General features: G+C 62.9%; 18 protein-coding genes. 4 read left to right on the top strand and 14 right to left on the bottom strand.

Going from position 1 to position 19,808, the window contains the following annotated elements:
* Positions 1–16: 16 nt before the first annotated feature.
* The 10 genes from GTW23_RS13145 to GTW23_RS13100 all read right to left on the bottom strand — a co-directional run bounded on the left by GTW23_RS13145 (position 17) and on the right by GTW23_RS13100 (position 11,352).
* Complete coding sequence (locus tag GTW23_RS13145; RefSeq protein ID WP_252916092.1) at positions 17–442, bottom strand: Fur family transcriptional regulator; 426 nt, start codon at positions 440–442, stop codon at positions 17–19.
* A 66-nt stretch (positions 443–508) separates the two neighbouring features.
* Positions 509–1,000: a GNAT family N-acetyltransferase gene (locus GTW23_RS13140; RefSeq protein WP_152010769.1), complete on the bottom strand. Its 492-nt coding sequence runs from the start codon at positions 998–1,000 to the stop codon at positions 509–511.
* On the bottom strand, positions 1,000–1,683 hold the full coding sequence (gene tsaB, locus GTW23_RS13135; RefSeq protein ID WP_252916091.1) for a tRNA (adenosine(37)-N6)-threonylcarbamoyltransferase complex dimerization subunit type 1 TsaB: 684 nt from the start codon (positions 1,681–1,683) through the stop codon (positions 1,000–1,002). The genes GTW23_RS13140 and tsaB overlap by 1 nt, the downstream gene beginning before the upstream one ends.
* Before the next feature lie 97 nt (positions 1,684–1,780).
* Entirely contained in the window at positions 1,781–2,344 is a 564-nt protein-coding gene (locus tag GTW23_RS13130) for a NifU family protein (protein WP_252916090.1), read from the bottom strand.
* 95 nt (positions 2,345–2,439) lie between these two features.
* Positions 2,440–2,931: a universal stress protein gene (locus GTW23_RS13125; protein ID WP_152010772.1), complete on the bottom strand. Its 492-nt coding sequence runs from the start codon at positions 2,929–2,931 to the stop codon at positions 2,440–2,442.
* 120 nt (positions 2,932–3,051) lie between these two features.
* Positions 3,052–4,116, bottom strand: a complete 1,065-nt coding sequence (gene trpS, locus GTW23_RS13120; protein WP_252916089.1) for a tryptophan--tRNA ligase — start codon at positions 4,114–4,116, stop codon at positions 3,052–3,054.
* Between the two features lie 92 nt (positions 4,117–4,208).
* The gene (gene murJ / locus GTW23_RS13115; protein ID WP_252916088.1) at positions 4,209–5,795 is read right to left on the bottom strand and encodes a murein biosynthesis integral membrane protein MurJ; all 1,587 of its coding nucleotides are present in this window, start codon (positions 5,793–5,795) and stop codon (positions 4,209–4,211) included.
* A gap of 24 nt (positions 5,796–5,819) precedes the next feature.
* Positions 5,820–8,660, bottom strand: coding sequence for a [protein-PII] uridylyltransferase (locus GTW23_RS13110; protein WP_252916087.1), 2,841 nt, complete (start codon positions 8,658–8,660; stop codon positions 5,820–5,822).
* A gap of 129 nt (positions 8,661–8,789) precedes the next feature.
* Entirely contained in the window at positions 8,790–10,247 is a 1,458-nt protein-coding gene (locus tag GTW23_RS13105) for a RimK family protein (RefSeq protein WP_252916086.1), read from the bottom strand.
* The gene (locus GTW23_RS13100; RefSeq protein ID WP_252916085.1) at positions 10,240–11,352 is read right to left on the bottom strand and encodes a peptidase C39 family protein; all 1,113 of its coding nucleotides are present in this window, start codon (positions 11,350–11,352) and stop codon (positions 10,240–10,242) included. The genes GTW23_RS13105 and GTW23_RS13100 overlap by 8 nt, the downstream gene beginning before the upstream one ends.
* 257 nt (positions 11,353–11,609) lie before the next feature.
* Here GTW23_RS13100 and GTW23_RS13095 point away from each other — a divergent pair, with 257 nt between their 5' ends.
* Complete coding sequence (locus tag GTW23_RS13095; protein WP_252916084.1) at positions 11,610–12,350, top strand: sulfate transporter family protein; 741 nt, start codon at positions 11,610–11,612, stop codon at positions 12,348–12,350.
* A 248-nt stretch (positions 12,351–12,598) separates the two neighbouring features.
* Positions 12,599–13,825 (top strand): 6-phosphofructokinase, encoded by a 1,227-nt coding sequence (locus GTW23_RS13090; RefSeq protein WP_252916083.1) that lies wholly within the window; start codon positions 12,599–12,601, stop codon positions 13,823–13,825.
* 156 nt (positions 13,826–13,981) lie between these two features.
* Here the strand turns inward: GTW23_RS13090 and nth are convergent, their stop codons facing one another.
* Positions 13,982–14,782, bottom strand: a complete 801-nt coding sequence (nth, locus tag GTW23_RS13085; protein ID WP_252916082.1) for an endonuclease III — start codon at positions 14,780–14,782, stop codon at positions 13,982–13,984.
* Positions 14,783–14,845: 63 nt separating this feature from the next.
* Between nth and GTW23_RS13080 the strand changes: the two genes are divergently transcribed.
* Together GTW23_RS13080 and GTW23_RS13075 are read left to right on the top strand one after the other, a co-directional pair.
* Entirely contained in the window at positions 14,846–15,316 is a 471-nt protein-coding gene (locus GTW23_RS13080) for a DUF2244 domain-containing protein (protein WP_252916081.1), read from the top strand.
* A 129-nt stretch (positions 15,317–15,445) separates the two neighbouring features.
* Complete coding sequence (locus tag GTW23_RS13075) at positions 15,446–16,342, top strand: methylated-DNA--[protein]-cysteine S-methyltransferase (RefSeq protein WP_252916080.1); 897 nt, start codon at positions 15,446–15,448, stop codon at positions 16,340–16,342.
* Between the two features lie 64 nt (positions 16,343–16,406).
* Here GTW23_RS13075 and GTW23_RS13070 read toward each other — a convergent pair whose 3' ends face one another.
* From GTW23_RS13070 to GTW23_RS13060, 3 genes are read right to left on the bottom strand one after another with little or no spacing between them, the layout of a single operon-like run.
* Complete coding sequence (locus GTW23_RS13070; RefSeq protein ID WP_252916079.1) at positions 16,407–17,042, bottom strand: 2,3-bisphosphoglycerate-dependent phosphoglycerate mutase; 636 nt, start codon at positions 17,040–17,042, stop codon at positions 16,407–16,409.
* A gap of 43 nt (positions 17,043–17,085) precedes the next feature.
* On the bottom strand, positions 17,086–17,916 hold the full coding sequence (dapB, locus tag GTW23_RS13065) for a 4-hydroxy-tetrahydrodipicolinate reductase (RefSeq protein ID WP_252916078.1): 831 nt from the start codon (positions 17,914–17,916) through the stop codon (positions 17,086–17,088).
* Complete coding sequence (locus GTW23_RS13060; protein WP_252916321.1) at positions 17,913–19,694, bottom strand: ABC transporter ATP-binding protein; 1,782 nt, start codon at positions 19,692–19,694, stop codon at positions 17,913–17,915. Before GTW23_RS13060 ends, dapB begins: the two co-directional genes overlap by 4 nt.
* Positions 19,695–19,808 lie beyond the last annotated feature (114 nt).

The following is a 19,808-nucleotide window of genomic DNA, read 5'->3' as shown; positions in this document are numbered from 1 at the left end:
ATCCGGCATCGTCATGCTATTTCTTGTCGGGCTTGATCGGGATTCCATAAAGCTCCAGCCGGTGATCGACCAGCCGGAAGCCATGTTCGCGCGCAATGCGCTCCTGCAGCGCCTCGATTTCCGGTGAATGAAACTCGATCACCTCGCCGGTTCGCAGATCGATGAGATGATCATGGTGTTCTTCGGGCACCGTCTCATAGCGGGAGCGGCCGTCGCGGAAATCATGCCGCTCGATGATGCCGATGTCCTCGAACAGTTTGACGGTCCGGTAGACGGTGGACATGGAAATGCGCGGATCGACCAGGACAGCGCGGCGGTGCAGTTCCTCGACATCGGGATGATCATCGGCGCCATCGAGCACGCGGGCGATGACCCGACGTTGCTCGGTCATGCGCATGCCGCGCTCGGCGCACCTGTCTTCCAGGGATTTCTGCTCGTCCATCGCCTGCCCCGCCGGTTGATAGGGAGAGGTTATGCCGGCGAACCTCAGCCGACGATCCCCTGCGGACTAGCGAAGATCGCAGCGCATGACAAGCGCCGTCGTGCTCGACGCGCCCGCCTGTGCATAATAGGCGCGGCGTTCACCAACCTGGACGAAGTCGAGCCTGCGGTACATGGACACCGCAGCCGTGTTGGTCTCGTCGACCTCGAGAAACATTTCCTCGGCGCCGCGCCGCCTGGCTTCCTGCATGGCGCTGAGCATCAGGCGCCATCCCAGACCTGCGCGGCGCTGGCGGGGCGAGATGCCGATCGACAGGATCTCGGCCTCCCCCGCAGCTTCGCGCGACAGCACAAAACCGGCCGCCGCGTCACGGGCGCGCCCCTCCGGACAGGCAAGGAAACCGAAGACGGACTGCTGGGAAATGAGGCTTTCAAATTCGCCATCCCCCCAGGCCCGTGCGAAGGCCTCGCCGTGAATGCGCGAAGCCGTGCGCGCATCCTGCATTTCAATTGCGAGGATCAGACACTGTGGTTGACGCGAGAACAGGTTGAAGACCATCAGATGACCGCCTCGTGCGGAAGCACGAAACCGGCCTGCGGCTTGGCGTCGGCATCCCGAAGGTAGCGCGGTTCGGCCGGGTTCGACACGGGATCGAGGCCTGCCGCAAGACGAGCGACATCGGCGATATCCGGTGCGACCGGGTCGCCGATGATGCGCGTGTTGAGAGACGGAACATTGCTGGCAAGAAGCGGTGCGCCGCTGCCGATGATCATGCAGCCGGTTTCGACGGCCCGTGCGGACGCGGCCTCGGGCATCAATTCGGCCGCCGGGGCGATCACCGTGCCGTCCGCGGCAACCAGCAGTGCCCAGACGTGATCGCGCCTGGCATCGAGAACAGCCATGACGGCCTTGCCCCGGTCTCTTGCCGCCGGGAGAGCGATCGCTTCGAGCGATCCCACGCCCAAAGCTGGCACATCGAGCGCAAGCGCAAGACCGCGGGCAAAGGCGACTCCGACCCGGATTCCGGCAAATGAACCGGGCCCGATGGTCACCCCGATGCGCCCGACCTGCGACAGCTTCTTACCGGCATCGGCCAGCACCGCCTCAAGCACGGCCGGCAGCTTCTCGGCATGGCCACGGCCGATATCGGGGCTGGCGGACGCAACAATCCTGTCCTCACCCGCGTCATGCAGGGCAACGGCGCAAAACCTTGCGGAACAATCAATGGCGAGCGTCAGCACCGGGCAGATCCATGGGAACGGGCCGCACGAACAATGCGCGGCAACTTCATGCCGTTGTTAATAGGCAGAGGGGCCGGCGTGGTAAAGACTGTTCGCGTCAGACGGCTTCGACTTCGCGCACTTCGGGCACGAAATGGCGGAGCAGGTTCTGGATGCCGTGCTTGAGCGTTGCGGTCGACGACGGGCATCCGGCGCAGGCTCCCTTCATGTGAAGGAACACCTTGCCATCGCGGAAACCACGGAAGGTGATGTCTCCGCCGTCCTGGGCCACGGCCGGCCGGACCCGGCTTTCAAGCAGTTCCTTGATGGTGGCGACGATGGTCTCGTCACCCGCCTCAAAGAATTCCTCATCGGTCGCCGGAACGCCGTCATTGCCCGCCGCCATGATCGGCGCGCCTGACATGAAATGCTCCATGATGGTGCCGAGAACGGCCGGCTTGAGGTGCTGCCAGTCGGGCCCGTCCTTGGTGATGGTGATGAAGTCGTAGCCAAAGAACACGCCGGTAACGCCGGGAATCCCGAACAGCTTGGCGGCGAGCGGCGAAGCCAAACCGGCTTCGTCAGCATCCCGGTAATCGGCGGTCCCCTGATCCATCACCACCTTGCCAGGCAGGAACTTCAGGGTCGCGGGATTGGGGGTGGATTCGGTCTGGATGAACATTGTCGGTCTCCCTGCCAGTTGCAATGACCGGCTAGTTTAGAATTCTTCAAAACAAGATAAGCCTCGATGGGCCCGCAATCAAGGGCGGATATGCTTCAACTCAATGCATCGATCTCGTCATCGGAGAGTGCATCGGGAATGACGGTGACCGGGATCGGGAAGGCCGCGCCGCGTCCGGCAATCGAGGTCACGAGCGGCCCGGGACCGTCCTTGGCGGAGCCTGCGGCGAGAACGAGGATGGCAATATCCTGGTCTTCCTCGATAACCGCGTGGATTTCCTCGGTGGTCTTGCCTTGCCGGATCACCACTTCAGGATCGATGCCGATGATCTGGCGCATCTTCTCGCTGGCCTTGGCGAGCGTCGCCTCGGCCTCTTCCATCGCTTCGGCGCGCATGATCTCCTCGACGCCGAGCCAGTGCTGGAAATCGCCAGGCTCGATCACATAGACCAGAACCAGACCGCCGCCGGAATTGAAAGCCCGCATCCCGGCGTAGCGCATGGCGCGCTCACACTCGGGCGTGTCGTCGATAACTGCGAGGAACTTGCGGCGGTGGCCAGCCTCGCGTGAACGTCTTCGTGATACCATGGGCGGGACAATGCCATCAGAGCGGGCTGCCCCGCAAGTGCGATTTTGAGACCCGCAAAGGCGGGCGGATCAGGCCGCATCCGGAGGAATGCTGCCTGATGCCAGGCGGATGGACCGGCCCTAGACGAAGCCGATGATCTCGCGAACGTCGGCCATGGTCTTTGCGGCGATGGCGTTGGCGCGCGCGCTGCCATCCTTGAGAATCGCGTCGATGTGGCTCGGATCGTCCATCAGACGATGCATCTCGCGGCTCACCGGCTCAAGCACGTTGACTGCCAGATCGACCAGCGCCGGCTTGAACACGGAGAACTGCTGGCCGGCATATTCGTCGATCACATCCTTGCGGGTGCGGTCGCTCAGCGCGGCGTAGATGCCGACCAGGTTCTGCGCCTCGGGCCGGCCTTCGAGCTCCTCGACCGTTTCGGGCAAGGGGGCTGGATCGGTCTTGGCCTTGCGGATCTTCTTGGCGATCGTATCGGCGTCGTCGGTGAGATTGATGCGCGAGAGGTCCGACGGATCGGATTTCGACATCTTCTTGGAGCCGTCGCGCAGGCTCATGACGCGCGGCGCGGGGCCCTCGATCAGCGGTTCGGTCATCGGGAAGAAGCCCGAGACCTTTTCCTCGCCGACCATCATCTCGACGCCAAGACCGGCCGCACGGATCCGGTCGGAGAAATCGATGTTGAACTTCTGGGCGATGTCGCGGGTCAGCTCAAGGTGCTGCTTCTGATCCTCCCCGACCGGGACATGGGTGGCGCGGTAGAGCAGGATGTCGGCGGCCATCAGGCTCGGATAGGCGAGCAGGCCGAGCGAGGCGTTCTCACGGTCCTTGCCGGCCTTGTCCTTGAACTGGGTCATGCGGTTCATCCAGCCGATGCGCGCGACACAGTTGAAGATCCAGGCGAGTTCGGCATGGCCGGGCACGGCGGACTGGTTGAAGACAATGTGCTTAACCGGGTCGATACCCGAGGCAATGAAGGCGGCGGCGATGGACCGGGTCTGGCCCTTCAGGTCCTCGTGAACGAGCTGGGCGGTGATCGAGTGCATGTCGACCACGCAGAAGATGCAGTCATGCTGATCCTGCAGCGCCACAAACTTGCGGATGGCGCCAAGATAGTTACCCAGATGGAGATTGCCGGTCGGCTGGACGCCGGAGAAGACGAGCGGCTTGAAAGTGGCGGACATGGTTTGCTCCCGCCGGGCTTGTGGAGGGCCCGGATACCTCATTGAAATCGGGCGGGGTTATGCGGCTGCAAAGGTGTGAGGTCAAGGGCCTATCAAGCCCGACCGTCAGGGTCCGGACCCTTTTTGCGACGTTTGAACAGCCGGGCGAATTCACGCCGGTCGAGTGCTCCGGTGAGAAAAGCAAATCCGAAATAGACCACGGCACTGGCGAGAACGGTCACAAGCACCGATGCCAGACGAACCGGCAGCGACGCATCAAGCAGGAGATGCGGGAAGCTGGCATCGGCCCACCACAGCAGAACGCCCATCAGCGCCGCGCCGGTAACGATGAGCAGGATGCGGCGAATGGTGAGAGCAGCCGGCCGGAACAGGTCTCTCGTCACGAGCTGCTGGCCGAGATACAGCGCCGAGAGCCAGCCGGCGAGACTGGTTGCAATTGCAAGGCCCATCACGCCAAGCCGTGGAAACAGCAGCAGGCTGCCGGCAATGTTGACAACCACCGATATCGACGAGGCCCATAGCGGCGTGCGCATGTCTTCGCGGGCATAAAACACAGGCGTGAAGATCTTCATCAGCACGAAGGCAGGCAGACCGATGGAGAATGCAGCGAGGACCTCAGAGGTGACAAGGGTGGTTTCCCGGGTGAAGGCACCGCGTTCAAACACCAGCGCGATGATCGGTTCGGGCAGCAAGGCAAGGCCGACAGCGGCGGGAACGGTAATCGCCATGCCGAATTCGAGGCTGCGGTTCTGCAGATGCAGGGCTTCCTTGGTGTTTCCCGCCCTGAGCGCACGGGACAGCTCGGGCAGCAGGACGACACCGATGGCGATGCCGATGACACCGAGCGGCAACTGGTTGAGGCGGTCGGCATAGTTGATGATGGCGATGGCCCCGTCCTGGGCGGACGCGATGATCTGGCCGACAAGCAGGTTGATCTGGGTGATGCCGCCGGTGACCGCGGCGGGCAGGGCCAGCCACAGGAGACGCCGCACGGCCGGCGTCAATCTCGGGCGGACGAACCCGATGCTGAAATTCTCGCGCCTGAGTGCCCAGACCAGCAGACCAAGCTGCAGCACACCCGAAAGGGTGACCGACCAGCCCAGCACCTTGCCGATATCCGGTGCGGAAAGATCGAGGTAGCCGGAGGCCGTCAGTCCCGAAACAAGCACCACATTGAGCAGAACCGGCGCCAGTGCCGCGAGGAAATAGCGCCTGAGCGAATTGAGGATGCCCGCCAGCATGGCGACAAGGCTCATCGCGGCCAGGTAGGGAAACATGATGCGCGCAAGCAGCACGGTCAGATCGAACTTTTCCGGATCCGAGGCAAATTTGGGGGCGATCACGGTGCCGACGAGGAACGGCATGAAGACCATCGCCAGCGCCGACAGCACGAACAGCGACAGGAGCAGGACCGAGAGCACCTGCTCGGCGAACTTCCTTGCCGCCGCCTGCCCGCCGCCCTCGATCTCCTTGGCGAAGAGCGGCACGAACGCCGCATTGAACGCGCCTTCGGCAAACAGCCTGCGAAACAGGTTGGGGAACCGGAAGGCGGCGTAGAACGCATCGGCGACGGGACCGGCACCGAGAAATGCCGCGATCATCGCCTCACGAACGAAACCGAGAACGCGGCTTGCCATGGTGGCGCCGCCGACGCTTGCGAATTTTCCGATCAGGCTCATGCGGCTGGTCTCTTCATGCCGGGATCACGCCGAGGTCTTGCCGCGCCGGGTCGAGCCTTGTGGTGCGATCATGCCCGGAGGCATCCTGTCGCGCACCTCGTCTTCTTCCTTGGCGAGCACTGCCTTGAGCCGTGCGATTATGTTGATCTGGCGGTTTTCGTTGGTGATCTTCATGCCAACCAGATCCCGCACGTAGAAGGTGTCCACCACCTTCTCGCCGAAGGTGGTGATGTGGGCCGAGGCGATGTCGAGCGAGAGATCGGACAGGACCGAGGTGATCTCGGAGAGCAGACCGGTGCGATCGAGGCACTCGACCTCGATAACCGTGAACTTGTTAGAGAGCGTGTTGGAAATCGTCACCTGCGGCTTGACGATAAAGGGCCGCTTCTTCGACTTGCCACGGGTCTTGCGGGCGATCACTTCAGGAATGTAGGCCCTGCCGGCCAGCACTTCCTCGATCATCCGGCCGACTGATGCGCCGCGTCTGAGCTCATCCTCGTCATCGGGCAGTTCGCGGTTGATCAGGATGGTGTCGAGCGCGCGGCCGTCGGATGTGGTGAAGACCTGGGCATCAGCGATGTTGGCGCCGGCGGCGGCGCAGGCGCCGGTGACGATCGACAGCAGCCGCGGATGGTCGGGCGACAGCAGGGTGATTTCGGTGATGGCGTGGAACGCGTGGGTGCGCACCATGGTGGCCAGTTGCTTCTTGGCCTTGTCGGCCTCGCGGACAAAACTGGCATGGCGCACCTGTTCCTCCAGCGGAACAGCCAGAAGATAGGGCTCGTAATGCAGCTTCAGATAGGCCTTGCGGTCCTTCTGGCTCCAGTCGGACAGGGCCTCGCCCAGCGCATCGCGGGCATGGGCGGCGCGTTCCTTGCGCGAGACTTCGGAGAAGCCGCCCGAAAGCATCAGTTCGGTCTCGTAGTAGAGCGTGCGCAGCAATTGGCCCTTCCAGCCGTTCCAGACGCCGGGACCGACGGCCCGGATATCGCAGACCGACAGGATCAGCAGCATTTTCAGCCGCTCGAGCGTGCGCACACTCTCGGCGAAGTCGCTGATCGTCTTGCGGTCATTGAGGTCGCGGGTCTGGGCAACCATCGACATGGTGAGATGCTCCGCGATCAGCCAGACCACGAGCTCGGTCTGGTGCGGATTGAGGCCCAGCCGCGGGCAGAGCTTGCGCGCCACCTTGGCGCCGGCGACGGAGTGATCTTCAGGCCGTCCCTTGGCGATGTCGTGCAGAAAGACGGCCACGTAAAGCGCCTCGCGCTCCTCGATGCCGGGCATCAGCTTGGAGGCCAGCGGATGTTCGCGCTCGCCTTCGCCCTTGTCGATGCCCGACAGCACCGAAACGGTGCGGATCAGGTGCTCGTCGACCGTATAGTGGTGATACATGTTGAACTGCATCATCGCGACGATCTTGCCGAATTCCGGAATGAAACGGCCCAGAACGCCGGCCTCGTTCATGCGCCTCAGAATGACCGCCGGCTGCCGCTTGGAGGTCAGGATCGACATGAAAAGCCGGTTGGCCTCCTCGTTCTCGCGCAGTTCGGCATTGACCAGCCGCAGCGAACGGGTCACGCGCTTGAGTGCATCGGGATGGAACTCCAGTCCGCGGATATCGGCGAGATGGAACATGCGGATGATGTTGACCGGATCGCGCTTGAAGACCTCTGCATCGGCAAGGTTGATGCGGCCCTTGTCCTCGAGAAAATCCAGCGTTCCCGGGATCTTGCGCGGACGGCTGGCAAAGCGGCTGATAACGCCGGTAAGTCCCGGAGCCTGCTTGGCCTGCTGGTCCTCAAGCCCGGCGCAGAAAATCCGGGTCAGGTCGCCGACATCCTTGGCGACAAGGAAATAGTGCTTCATGAAGCGCTCGACCGCCGACAGGCCGGGGTGATCCTGGTAGCCAAGGCCCGAGGCGATGTCGCGCTGGATATCGAAGGACAGCCGCTCCTCGGACTTGCCGGTGAGATAGTGCATGTGGCAGCGCACGGCCCAGAGGAAATCCTCGGCCTTGACGAAGAGGTTGAACTCGCGGCGCGACAGCACGCCAAGGCCGACCAGCTCCTCGGTGTCACGAATATGGTAGAAATACTTGGCGATCCAGAACAGGGTGTTGAGATCGCGCAGGCCGCCCTTGCCTTCCTTGACGTTGGGCTCGACCAGATAGCGGGTGTCCCCGGCCTTGCGGTGGCGCTCGTCACGCTCGGCCAGCTTGGCGGCAATGAATTCGGGTCCCGTGCCATCCACCACCTCGTTTTCGAAGCGCTGGCCCAGGTCGCTGAAGAGCGCCCGCTCGCCGCAGATGAAACGGGCTTCGAGAATGGCGGTGCGGATGGTCATGTCAGAGCGCGACAGCCGGATGCATTCATCCACGTTACGGGTGGCGTGGCCGACCTTCAGCCCCATGTCCCAGAGAATATAGAGGATCCATTCGACAACCTGTTCGGTCCAGGCGGTGTTGCGATAGGGCAGCACGAACAGAAGATCGATGTCGGAGCCCGGTGCAAGTGTGCCGCGGCCGTAGCCGCCAACGGCGGTGACGGTCATGCGCTCGGACTTCGAAGGGTTTTCGACCCGGTAGACGTGAACGCTGGCGTAATCATAGAGCGCGGCGGTGATAACGTCCTGCAGATGCGAGATCCGCATGGCGCAGGCGGTGCCACCGCCATCGTCGAACAGCATGGCACGGGCGGTCTCGCGGCCCAGCGCATTGACGCGCTTGACCTCGGCGAGCACGTCCATCCGGGCCTCGTTGCTGGCCCCGCCATGCTTTGCGGCGATGGCGTTGAGCGCCTTGCGCAGTTTTGCCGGATCGACAATCTTGTTGAGATCGAGGCTGTCTTCGGCGGCTTTGAGCATGAAGTGGGTCCTGGTCGCAATCAATGTGCCGGCCCGGCGCAGCGAGCCGCGGCTGCTATAGCCTGTTTCGCCCGGAAACGACAGCCCGCGCGCGACCGGAGGCGCAAGGCCTGGCGCATCAAGCCCGGCTCAGGTCGCTATGCGCTCGATGAACCAGTTGGTCAGCCGGGTCCAGACCTCGTCCTTCTCCGCCGCGTCCTCGACGCCGTGCTCGAGATTGGGGTTGTCGTTGACCTCGATGACGAAGACGCCGTCATCGGTTTCCTTGAGATCAACGCCATAGAGACCGTCACCGACCGAACAGGCGGCACGAAGGCCGGTGTCGAGCACCAGCGGCGGCACCTGGGCCAGCGAGAACGACTTGAAGCCGCCTTCCAGCGGCTTGCCGCCGGTGTCGTGCTTGACGATCTGCCAGTGCTTCTTGGCCATCAGGTACTGCACGGCAAACAGCGGCTTGCCACCGAGCACGCCGATACGCCAGTCGAACTTCGTCGGCATGAATTTCTGCGCGATCAATACTTCGGAATCGTTCAGCCAGGCGCCGGCCAGAGCCTTGAGTTCGGCCATGGAGGCGACTTTCTTGACGCCCCGGGAGAACGACGAATCGGGCACCTTCAGCACCATGGGAAAACCGAGCTGATCGGCGGCGCGCTGGAAATCCTCCGGCCCGATCAGCATCACCGTGTCGGGCACCGGAATGCCGTTGGAGGCCATCAGCTCGTCAAGATAGACCTTGTTGGTGCAGCGGATCATCGACACCGGATCATCGATCACCGGCATGCCCTCCTGCTGGGCGCGGCGGGCGAAACGGTAGGTGTGGTTGGAGATCGAGGTGGTTTCGCGGATGAACAGCGCATCGAAATTGGCCAGCCGCGGCAGGTCCTTTCGACCGATCGGCTCGACCGAAACCCCCATGCGCGCTGCGATCCGCGACCAGTGCTTCAGGCTTGCAATCGAAGACGGCGGCAGGGCTTCGTCCGGATCGACCAGGGTGGCGAAGGAGTAGCGCGCCGGAGCGCGCGACTTGGCGTCCTTCCACTGCCGCGCCGTATAGCGCGCCATGGCCTGGAAGAAGGCTTCGCGTCCCGTGTCATCGAGCTTGCTGATCGACTGCAGTCCGATCCTGGTGATGGAGACCCAGTCGCCGTCCTTCAATGTCAGTTCAAGAATCGGGGCCCGGAACCAGTCGAAAAGCAACCGGCCGAAACGCTCGAGCCGGGCATCGGTCGAGGTGCCGAAAAAGATCCGCAACCGCGACGGCAGAGGCTCGCCCTCCTGGCCGCGCAGGCTCCTGTTGAGCGAGTCCTCGAGCTCGGGAATGGCATTCTCGTAAAGCTTGCGCGCCGACAGGTCGATGATGGTTTCGACGGAGGGAATCACCCGCTGACCACGGGCGGCGGCCAGCAGCGAGGCATAGTATCCGCGGCTCTGATAGGCATAGGAGCGCGACAGGTTGATGATGTTTGGTCTCGCACCACGGAACATTTCCGGCCGGGCAAGATAATCCCGGGTGGCAAGCACCTTGTGCTTGGTGGCGGCATGATCGAAACCCGCCAGCGCGGTGGACAGGATGATCCAGTCAGACATGGGCAAACTTTCCCTTGATGAGAACGGCGGCGCGCAGGCCCGTGCGGCCGAAACGGGCGATCCGGTCGAAGACCGCGTAGGGGACCGGGATGTTCGCGGCGTCGGCGACGGTTTCGCCGACCTCGTCCTCCACCCAGGGATCATGAACGAAAATGTGGCGGCCGTCATCGCCATGGGCGAGCACCCAGTGCGGGACCTTCTTGCCCATCATCAGGTAACCGCTGACCAGGATGATGGCGACATGCCCCTCGGCCAGTCTTTGGCGGAGCCAGTCGAGCGTGAACGCCTCGTAATGCACCGGTGTCCCCGCCTCGGCAACGCGGGCGCGAAAATCGGTCTGGGCCAACTCCATGACGCGCCTTTTTTCCGGATCGCGCACGGTTTCAAGAAATAGCAGTTCCTCGGTCGAGCACCAGACCTCGGGAACGAGGCCGTGCTCGTGCGCCACCATGGCAAGACCGAACGGCTCGCAGCCACCGGGGCCTGAGAGCATGAACACCGTGGTAGCCTCGCGCCAGAGCCGGATTTCCCAGACCGGATCGAGAAATTCTCCCGAGCGGAAGCGGGCCAGCGCCATCAGCAGGCAGGCCGAGCCGCAGGTGAAATCGGCAGTCTGCTCATAAAACGGGGTCAGCACATCCGGGGCCTCCGGGCCGCGCAGGAGCTTTTCAAAGCGAAGGGCTGCCATGCCATCTTCATAATAGTCGGCAACCCGGCCGATGCGGCGGTAGCCGGCATTCCTGTAGAGCGTTATTGCAGCCTCGTTGTCCTCGCGGACCTCAAGCCTGAGCAGGATTCGATCATGCTCCATCGCGGCCTTTTCGGCGGCTGCCAGCAGTGCCCTTCCGTAGCCCTTGCCTGCTTCGCCCGGGGCCACGGCAAGCGAATAAAGACGGGCGAGCGCGGCGCCCGCGCGAAACAGGATCATAGCGTAGCCACGGATCTCGCCGTCGGCTTCCAGCACCAGCGTCTCAGCCGTCGGGCGGTCGATCAGCGTACGGAAAGAACGGCGGGATATCCGGTCGGCTGCGAAAACAGCCTTCTCGATCGCATCCAGCGCATCAATGTCGGAAAGGGTGGCTGGACGTATCCGCTGTGCGGACATGGGCGTTTACCGGAAACAAGTGAATAGAGCCATTTGCGGCCTGCCCCTGAGGCACTCGAATCATGGCTGATTTGTGTCGATCTGTCATCCTGTCCCGGCGAAGATTCGGCCTCCTGGTGGAGTCCGCCAGACGTGGCAAACGTTGACCCTGCGTACGGCAGTCCCCACATGAGACCCGCCGCCGGTCCGGCAAGACGGGCAAGCCCTGTTTGCAACAACCGGGCCGGTTCGCAGATATAGAAGAAGGGAAGCCGCCGATGATCATTGAAGCCGCCAGACTGGCTGGATCGAACCTGTTCGCACCGGCTTCGCGCTCGGTGCTGTTCAAGTCGCTGGGGCTGACCATCCTGCTTCTCGCGGGACTGTGGTTCGGATTGGGCGAGGCATTTTCGGCGTTCGCCATGCCCTGGCTCGAAAACCTGCTTCCGGGACTGCCCGACTGGGCCGGATGGGCAGGCACGGTGGCGGCGGTCATCGCCGGCATAGGGCTGGCCCTGGTGCTGGCGCTGTTCGTGGCGCCGGTGACGGCGGCGATGGCGGGCCTGTTTCTCGATGACATCGCCGAGGTGATCGAGACCCGCGACTACCCGTACGAAACACCTGGCCGGCCAATGCCGTTGATGCAGTCGATCCGGCAATCGCTGGGCTTCTTGCTGGTGGTGGGACTGGGAAACCTGTTTGCCCTGGTGCTGCTCCTGGTACCCGGTATCAACCTTGCGGCGTTCTTCCTCGTCAACGGCTACCTGCTGGGGCGGGAATATTTCGAATTCGCAGCGATGCGGTTCATATCGCCTGCTGACGCCAAGCGGCTGAGATCGCGCAACTCGACGACGATCTTCTTCGCCGGCCTGATCATCGCCGCCTTCCTGTCGGTGCCGCTGCTCAACCTGCTGACCCCGATGTTCGCCGCCGGCATGATGGTACATCTGCACAAGATGATCGCGGCGAAGGCGGGCGGCGACCGGCAATCTGGGGTCAGGAGCGATCGGGTAGATTGAACGGTGCACCGCCTTGAGCGGAAAAACGACGCTTGCTGCTGCGCGAGGGAATGTGCCCTTTGCAGATGAAACGGCCGGATCGATCCACGACACCGGCGACAAGCGGCGCAATCGCGCGCTCCGAAGCCACGTTAGCCAGATGCCACGGCGCCCGACGCGTCGGGTCCCATAGCGCTGTCCACCCATTTAAACGCTTGTTCGTTGACCACCATTAATGCCAGATTCAAAAAAACGAAGTGCAGGAGGACATGTTTGTGTTTCACGGCAAGGTACTGGTCGCCCAGGGGGGTGGCCCGACGGCGGTTATCAATCAGTCGATGGTCGGGGCGGTCCTGGAATCACGCAAGTTCCGCTCTGTCGAGCTGATCTACGGCGCCGTACACGGTGTGCGCGGGATCCTGGATGAGGATTTCTACGATCTGACCCAGGAGACAACCCACAATCTGGAAATGGTCGCCAATACGCCGTCTTCGGCGCTTGGCTCGACCCGGGACAAGCCGGATCTGAAATACTGCCGCGAAATCTTCAAGGTCCTTCGGGCGCACGAGATCGGTTACTTCTTTTACACCGGCGGCAACGATTCCTCGGACACGGTCCGCATCGTGAACGATGAAGCGCGCAAGGCGGGCTACGACCTGCGCTGCATCCACATTCCCAAAACCATCGATAACGACCTGGTCGAGAACGACCACACGCCGGGCTTCCCCTCGGCCGCGCGGTATGTGGCTCAGGCGTTCATGGGCATCAATCTCGACAATGCGGCGCTGCCTGGCATCTACATTGGCGTTGTCATGGGGCGTCATGCAGGCTTTCTCACCGCCGCCTCCGCCCTGGGCAAGAAATTCTCCGATGATGGTCCTCATCTCATCTACATGCCCGAGAGAACCTTCGAGATCGATCAGTTCCTCAGGGACGTCAAGCAGGTCTATGACCGGCTCGGGCGCTGCATCGTCGCCGTCAGTGAAGGCATCCATGACGACTCGGGTCAACCGATCATCGCCAAACTGGCCAAAGAGACCGAACGCGATGCCCATGGCAATGTGCAATTGTCCGGAAGCGGTGCGCTCGCCGATCTGCTGACGCAGAAGGTCAAGGAGGAACTGCAAATCACCCGGGTCCGTGGTGATACGCTCGGCTATATCCAGCGCAGTTTTGTCGGATGTGTTTCCGATGTTGACCAGAATGAAGCCCGCGAAGTCGGCGAAAAGGCGGTTCAGTACGGGATGTTCGGCGATCGCGACGGATCGGTCACGATCAAGCGCACCGGCCACTACTCGGTCGACTACGAACTGGTCCCGCTGGAGATGGTTGCCGGAAAGACCCGCACAATGCCCGACAACTTCATCTCCGCGTCCGGTCACGACGTGACCGACGCGTTCCGGCAATATCTGCGTCCCTTGCTGGGCAGTGGAATGCCCGACGCCTATCGCCTTCGACCGAACAAGGTGCCGAAGATCCTGGCGGCTCGGTCATAGAAGTCAGCACTTGGGCGGGGTCGCGGCGTAGGCCAGCTCTCACAGCGCCGGCACTTGAAAGCGGCACCAGCTTAAACGGTTCCTGAGACGACGCGAACCTCCGGTCTTGCAGAGGCTGCACCCGGCGCCGACATGCCGGCGAACCATGACTTACCCTTAGACGATCTGCGCCGGCAGTTCGACCAGCGGCGCGGGTGCGTCGGTGGTCTTTTCCTTCGATTTGCAGATGTCTGCGATGACGCAGCGTTCGCATTCGGGCTTGCGGGCCTTGCAGCAGTAGCGGCCATGCAGGATCAGCCAGTGGTGCGCGTGGAAAAGGTAGTCTTCGGGGATGATGCGCAGGAAAGCTTCTTCGACTTCGTCGGGGGTCTTTCCCGGTGCGATTCTGAGCCGGTTGCCGATGCGGAAGACATGGGTGTCGACAGCCAGCGTCGGCACGCCAAAGGCCATCGACATCACCACATTGGCGGTCTTGCGGCCGACGCCGGGGAGCGTCACCAGTTCCGCCTCGGTGCGCGGCACCTCGCCGCTAAAATCATCGACCAGCTTCTGGCTTAGCGCGATGACGTTTTTTGCCTTGTTGCGGTAAAGCCCGATGGTCTTGATCATGTCACGGACCCTGTCCTCACCGAGCGCCAGCATTTTTTCAGGTGTGTCTGCCACGGCAAACAGCGCGCGGGTGGCCTTGTTGACGCCGGCGTCAGTGGCCTGGGCCGAGAGCGCCACGGCGACCACCAGGGTGAAGGGATTGACATGCTCCAGTTCGCCCTTCGGTTCCGGTCTCTGGATCGAGAAACGGCGGAAGATCTCGCGAATCTCGTCCTTCGAATAGGGTATCCTCGGGCGGCGGGCGGCAGGTTTGCGCGCCGGGCCTGCCTGCGCGCGGGCCGGCTTCTTTGCCGCCGGGGAAGAAGCAAGCGACAATTTGGCGGATTTCGGGCTCTTGGGCTTTTCCATTCCTTCCCTATAATCAAGGTTCGGGGACATTGGCAAACCAGGCATGATGGAGACCGGGGGTCCATGAACGAAGAACCATTGTTTGAAGCGGTCCTCAGTCCGCACCGCTCGCTTGGCCGCCTCGGCTTCGTGCTGCTGATGAGCGTTGTAACGGTCATTACCGCGGTGCACATGGTGATTTTCGCCCGGGTCGGTGCCTGGCCGGTGTTCGCCTTTTTCGGGCTCGATCTGGCGCTCCTGTTCGGCGCGTTCTGGCTGAGCTACCGCTCCGGGCGGATGCGCGAGTTCATTCGCATGTCGCGCACGGATCTCGAGGTGAAGAAGGTGTCCCCATCGGGACGGGCGGTCGATCACCGCTTCAATCCGTTCTGGACACGGTTCAACATTGACCGTCACGACGAGATCGGCATCACCGGCATGCAGATCAGCGGACAGGGTCACAAGACCGATGTCGGCTCGTTTCTCAATCCCGATGACAAGGAGAGCTTCGCCTCGTCCTTCCAACGGGCGCTGGCGACGATCAAGAAACGCTGAAGTGCTTTCTCCCGGTCTTTGTTCAAGGCCGGCGTGTTTCGGGTGGCAAGGCGGGCTGACGCGTGATTGATTGGGTCCGTTGCCAAACATGTTGCAACGGATCATCACGCCGTTGCGAGGAGCCTGATCATGACCATGACCGCCCAGCTAGACCGCGACATCACCCCGAAGGGCGATGACTACGATCTCGTTCGCCAGACCATCGAGCGGATTTCGCTGGACTACCGGGCGCAGCCATCGCTGGAAGACATCGCATCCGATCTTGGCGTGGCACCAGGCAAGCTGCAGAAGACCTTCAGCCGCTGGGCCGGACTGACGCCGAAGGCATTTTTGCAGGCGGTCACGCTGGACCATGCCCGCCGGCTGCTCGGTGATGAGGGTCTGCCACTGCTCGATGCAAGTTACGAGCTTGGCCTGTCCGGCCCCGGACGGCTGCATGATCTGTTCGTCACCCACGAGGCGATGAGCCCGGGCGACTTCAAGACCGGCGGCGCGGGGCTTGAAATCAGCTACGGGTTCCACCCCTCGCCTTTCGGCACCGCGGTGATAATAGTGACGGAACGCGGGTTGTGCGGTCTGGCCTTCGCCGATCCGGGCGAGGAGAAGGCCGCACTCGAGGACATGACGAAGCGATGGCCCGGCGCAAGGTTCTCGCCGGACCAGGCGATGACCGCACCTTATGTCAGCCGGATCTTCTCACCCGAGCAGTGGCGCGCTGACCAGCCGCTCAGAATCGTCATGATCGGCACGGATTTCCAGGTGCGGGTGTGGGAGGCGCTCTTGCGGATCCCGCTCGGAGCCGCCTCGACCTACCAGGACGTGGCGCGGGCCATCGGCAATCCGAAAGCCTCGCGCGCGGTGGGGGCTGCGGTTGGGCGCAACCCGATCTCGTTCGTGGTGCCGTGCCACAGGGCGCTGGGCAAATCCGGCCAGCTCACCGGCTATCACTGGGGGATTACCCGCAAGCGGGCGATGCTCGGCTGGGAAACGGGATGCCTGCAGGCGGGCACTTCGCAGAGCAGCTGAAACAGAAAACCCGCCAGACGATGTCAGGCGGATTTCTCGTTGTCGCGGCCCTGCAAAAACGCTGTCAGTGCGCCTTGGACATGTCGCCGAGCACTTCCTTGGAAGCGACGGTGGAATCGGCATTGAGCTTGTAGACCATGGGCACGCCGGTGGCGAGGTTGACCTTGAGGATCTGCTCGCGGTTGAGGCGGTCGAGCACCATCAAGAGCGAGCGCAGGGAATTCCCATGGGCTGCGACCAGCACGGTCTCACCGCGCAGCACGCGGGGCAGGATCTCGGTCATGTAGTAGGGCCAGACGCGGGCACCGGTGTCCTTGAGGCTTTCGCCACCGGGCGGCGGCACGTCATAGGAGCGGCGCCAGATGTGAACCTGCTCCTCGCCCCATTTCTTGCGCGCATCATCCTTGTTGAGACCGGCCAGATCGCCATAGTCACGTTCGTTGAGCGCCTCGTCGCGGATCACCTCGAGATCGGTCTGGCCGATACCGTCCATGATCAGGTCAAGCGTGTGCTGGGCGCGGATCAGGTTGGAGGTGAAGGCAATGTCGAACTTGAGGCCGGTTTCCTTCAGCGCCTGGGCACCGGTCTTGGCCTCCTCGATGCCGAGCTCGGTCAGGTCAGGGTCCTTCCAGCCGGTGAAGAGGTTTTTCAGGTTCCATTCGCTTTGGCCGTGGCGGACAAGGACGAGTGTTCCGGACATGGTGATTTCCCTTTCTCAGGCGTTTCGGGTTCAGGCGGCTTGATCAGTGGTCGGCAAGACCGAGCACATCGAGCATGGAATAGTAACCGGGTTTCTGGCCACGCGCCCAGAGCGCGGCACGCACGGCACCGCGGGCAAAGATGGAGCGGTCGGTGGCACGGTGGCTCAGTTCGACGGTCTCCCCCTCGCCGGCAAGAATGACCGAGTGCTCGCCGATCACCGAACCGCCGCGCAAGGTGGCAAAGCCGATGCTGCCGGGTTCGCGCGGCCCGGTGTGGCCGTCGCGGACGCGCACAGAATTTTCGCTCAGGGCAATCTCGCGGCCCTCGGCCGCGGCCTCTCCGAGCAGCAGCGCCGTGCCGGACGGGGCGTCGACCTTGTGGCGATGATGCATTTCCAGCACTTCGATGTCCCAGTCAGCGGCGTTGAGCGCCTTTGCTGCCTGGCGCACCAGAACCGAGAGCAGATTGACGCCCAAGCTCATGTTGCCGGACTTGACGATGCGGGCATGGCGCGAGGCAGCGTGAAGACGCGCCTCGTGGCTTTCGTCCATGCCGGTGGTGCCGATGACGTGGACAATGCGGGCCTGGGCGGCGAGATCGGCGAATTCCAGCGTGGCCTGGGGCGCGGTGAAATCGAGCACGCCTTCGGCCCTGGCGAAGACCGGCAGCGCGTCGTCAGTGATGATGACCCCGTTCGGGCCAAGGCCGGAAAGCTCGCCGGCATCCTTGCCCAGCACGTCCGAGCCGGGGCGCTCGATGGCGCCGGCAAGGTGGACGCCGTCGATATCGGCAATGGTGCGGATCAGCGCCTGGCCCATGCGTCCGGCGGCGCCGACCACGATCAGTCCCATGCTTCCGGTTGGTGCGATCATGCCTTGCCTCCGTTCGAATCGGTGTTTGTCGGGGTTGCGTCCGCGGAAACGCTCGAGCCTTTTTCGCTGTAGGCCTGCAGCCGTGCATAAAGCCCGTCGGTGGTGGCGCTCAGATCGGCATGGCTGCCGATCTCGACCACCTTGCCCGCCTGCATGACTACGATGCGGTCCGCCCTGGCGATTGTCGACAGACGGTGGGCGATGACCAGAACGGTGCGGTTGCGCATGGCGCTTTCGAGCGCCTTCTGCACCGCTGCTTCGGATTCATTGTCGAGCGCGGAGGTGGCTTCATCGAGCAGCAGGATCGGCGCATCACGCACCAGCGCCCGGGCGATGGATATGCGCTGGCGCTGGCCGCCTGAGAGGTTGACGCCGTTCTCGCCCAGCATGGTGCCATAGCCTTGCGGCTGAGCCAGGATAAACTCGTGGGCGTTGGCCAGTCTCGCCGCGTCCTCGATCTCGGTATCGGTGGCGTCAGGGCGAGCGTAGCGCAGATTATCGCGGATCGAGCCTTCGAACAGCCAGGGCTGCTGAGAGACGTAGGCGATCTGGTGGCGCAGGGACTTCTTGGTGACGGTGGCAATGTCGGTGCCGTCGATCAGCACCTGGCCAGAAGAAGGATCGTAAAAGCGCGGCACCAGCGAAATCAGCGTCGACTTGCCGGCGCCCGACGGCCCGACAATGGCCGTGGTCTTGCCGGCCTCGGCGGTGAAACTCACATTCTCGAGAACCGGCTCGCCCAGGCCGTAGCCAAAGCCGACATTGCGGAATTCGATCTCGCCGCCCCCGACCGCGAGCTCGGACGCATTGGCGCTGTCGCCCTGCGTGGGTTGTTCATCGAGGATCTCGTAGATCATGCGTGCATTGACGACGGCGCGTTCGAGATTGATCTGCAGCCGCGCCAGCCGCCGCGCCGGATCATAAGCCAACAGCAACGCAGTGATGAAGGAGAAGAAGGCGCCCGGCAGGACGTCGCCGTAGATCGAACGGAATGCCGCATAGGCAATGACGCCGGAGATCGCGATGCCGGCGACGGTTTCCGTCAGCGGCGAGGTGCGCTCGGTGAGGCGGGCAATGCGGTTGGAGCGTTCTTCGGCCGACTTGATCAGACCCGCGGTGCGACCGCTGATCTGCTCTTCCATGGTGAACGCCTTGACGATGGTAATGCCCTGCACGGTTTCCTGCATGGCCGACAGCACGCGGCTGTTGAGATCGATGGATTCGCGGGTGGCGCTGCGCAGACGCTTCGAGATGTAGCGCAGCGCCAGCAGCACCGGCGGCGACACGACGAGGACGATCAGGCTGAGAACCGGGTCCTTGGTGATCATGACGATGATCAGTGCGACCAGGGTGAGCAGATCTCGCGCAAAGGAGGTGATCGTCAGGTTCATGACGTCACGGATGCCAGCGACATTCTGCGAGATCTGGGCAGCGATCTGGGCCGACCGGGTATCGCCGAAGTAGCTGACGCCGAGCGACATGAGATGGTCGATCAGGCGTTGCTGATAGCGGGCAACCAGATTGTTGCCGACCTGCGCCAGCGCCACGGCCTGCCCGTAGGAGGCAGCGCCACGGATGACGAATGCCGCCAGCACGGAGCCGCAGATCACCCAGATCAGGTCCGCATTCTTCTTGGCAAAAGCCTCGTTGATGACGGCTTCCATGATCCAGGCCATGAAGGCGGTGGAAGCGGCCACGAGGACGAGGCAGAAAGCGGCAAAGATGTAGGTCTTGACGTAATCGCGGCCATTCTCACGGATGATCCGGCGGATCACCATCGTCAGCGATTCCACATCCTGCTTGATGTTCCTGCCGCGCGCCAATTCTCGTCATCCTGCATGGCGCCCGAAAGAGCGCCGTCTCACTCAACCCGGAATGCTCCCGGCCGTTCC

The sequence above is a fragment of the Parahoeflea alexandrii genome, assembly GCF_024105735.1.
Taxonomy (GTDB): Bacteria; Pseudomonadota; Alphaproteobacteria; order Rhizobiales; family Rhizobiaceae; genus Hoeflea; species Hoeflea alexandrii.
This window is presented reverse-complemented; position numbering and strand designations above follow the sequence as displayed.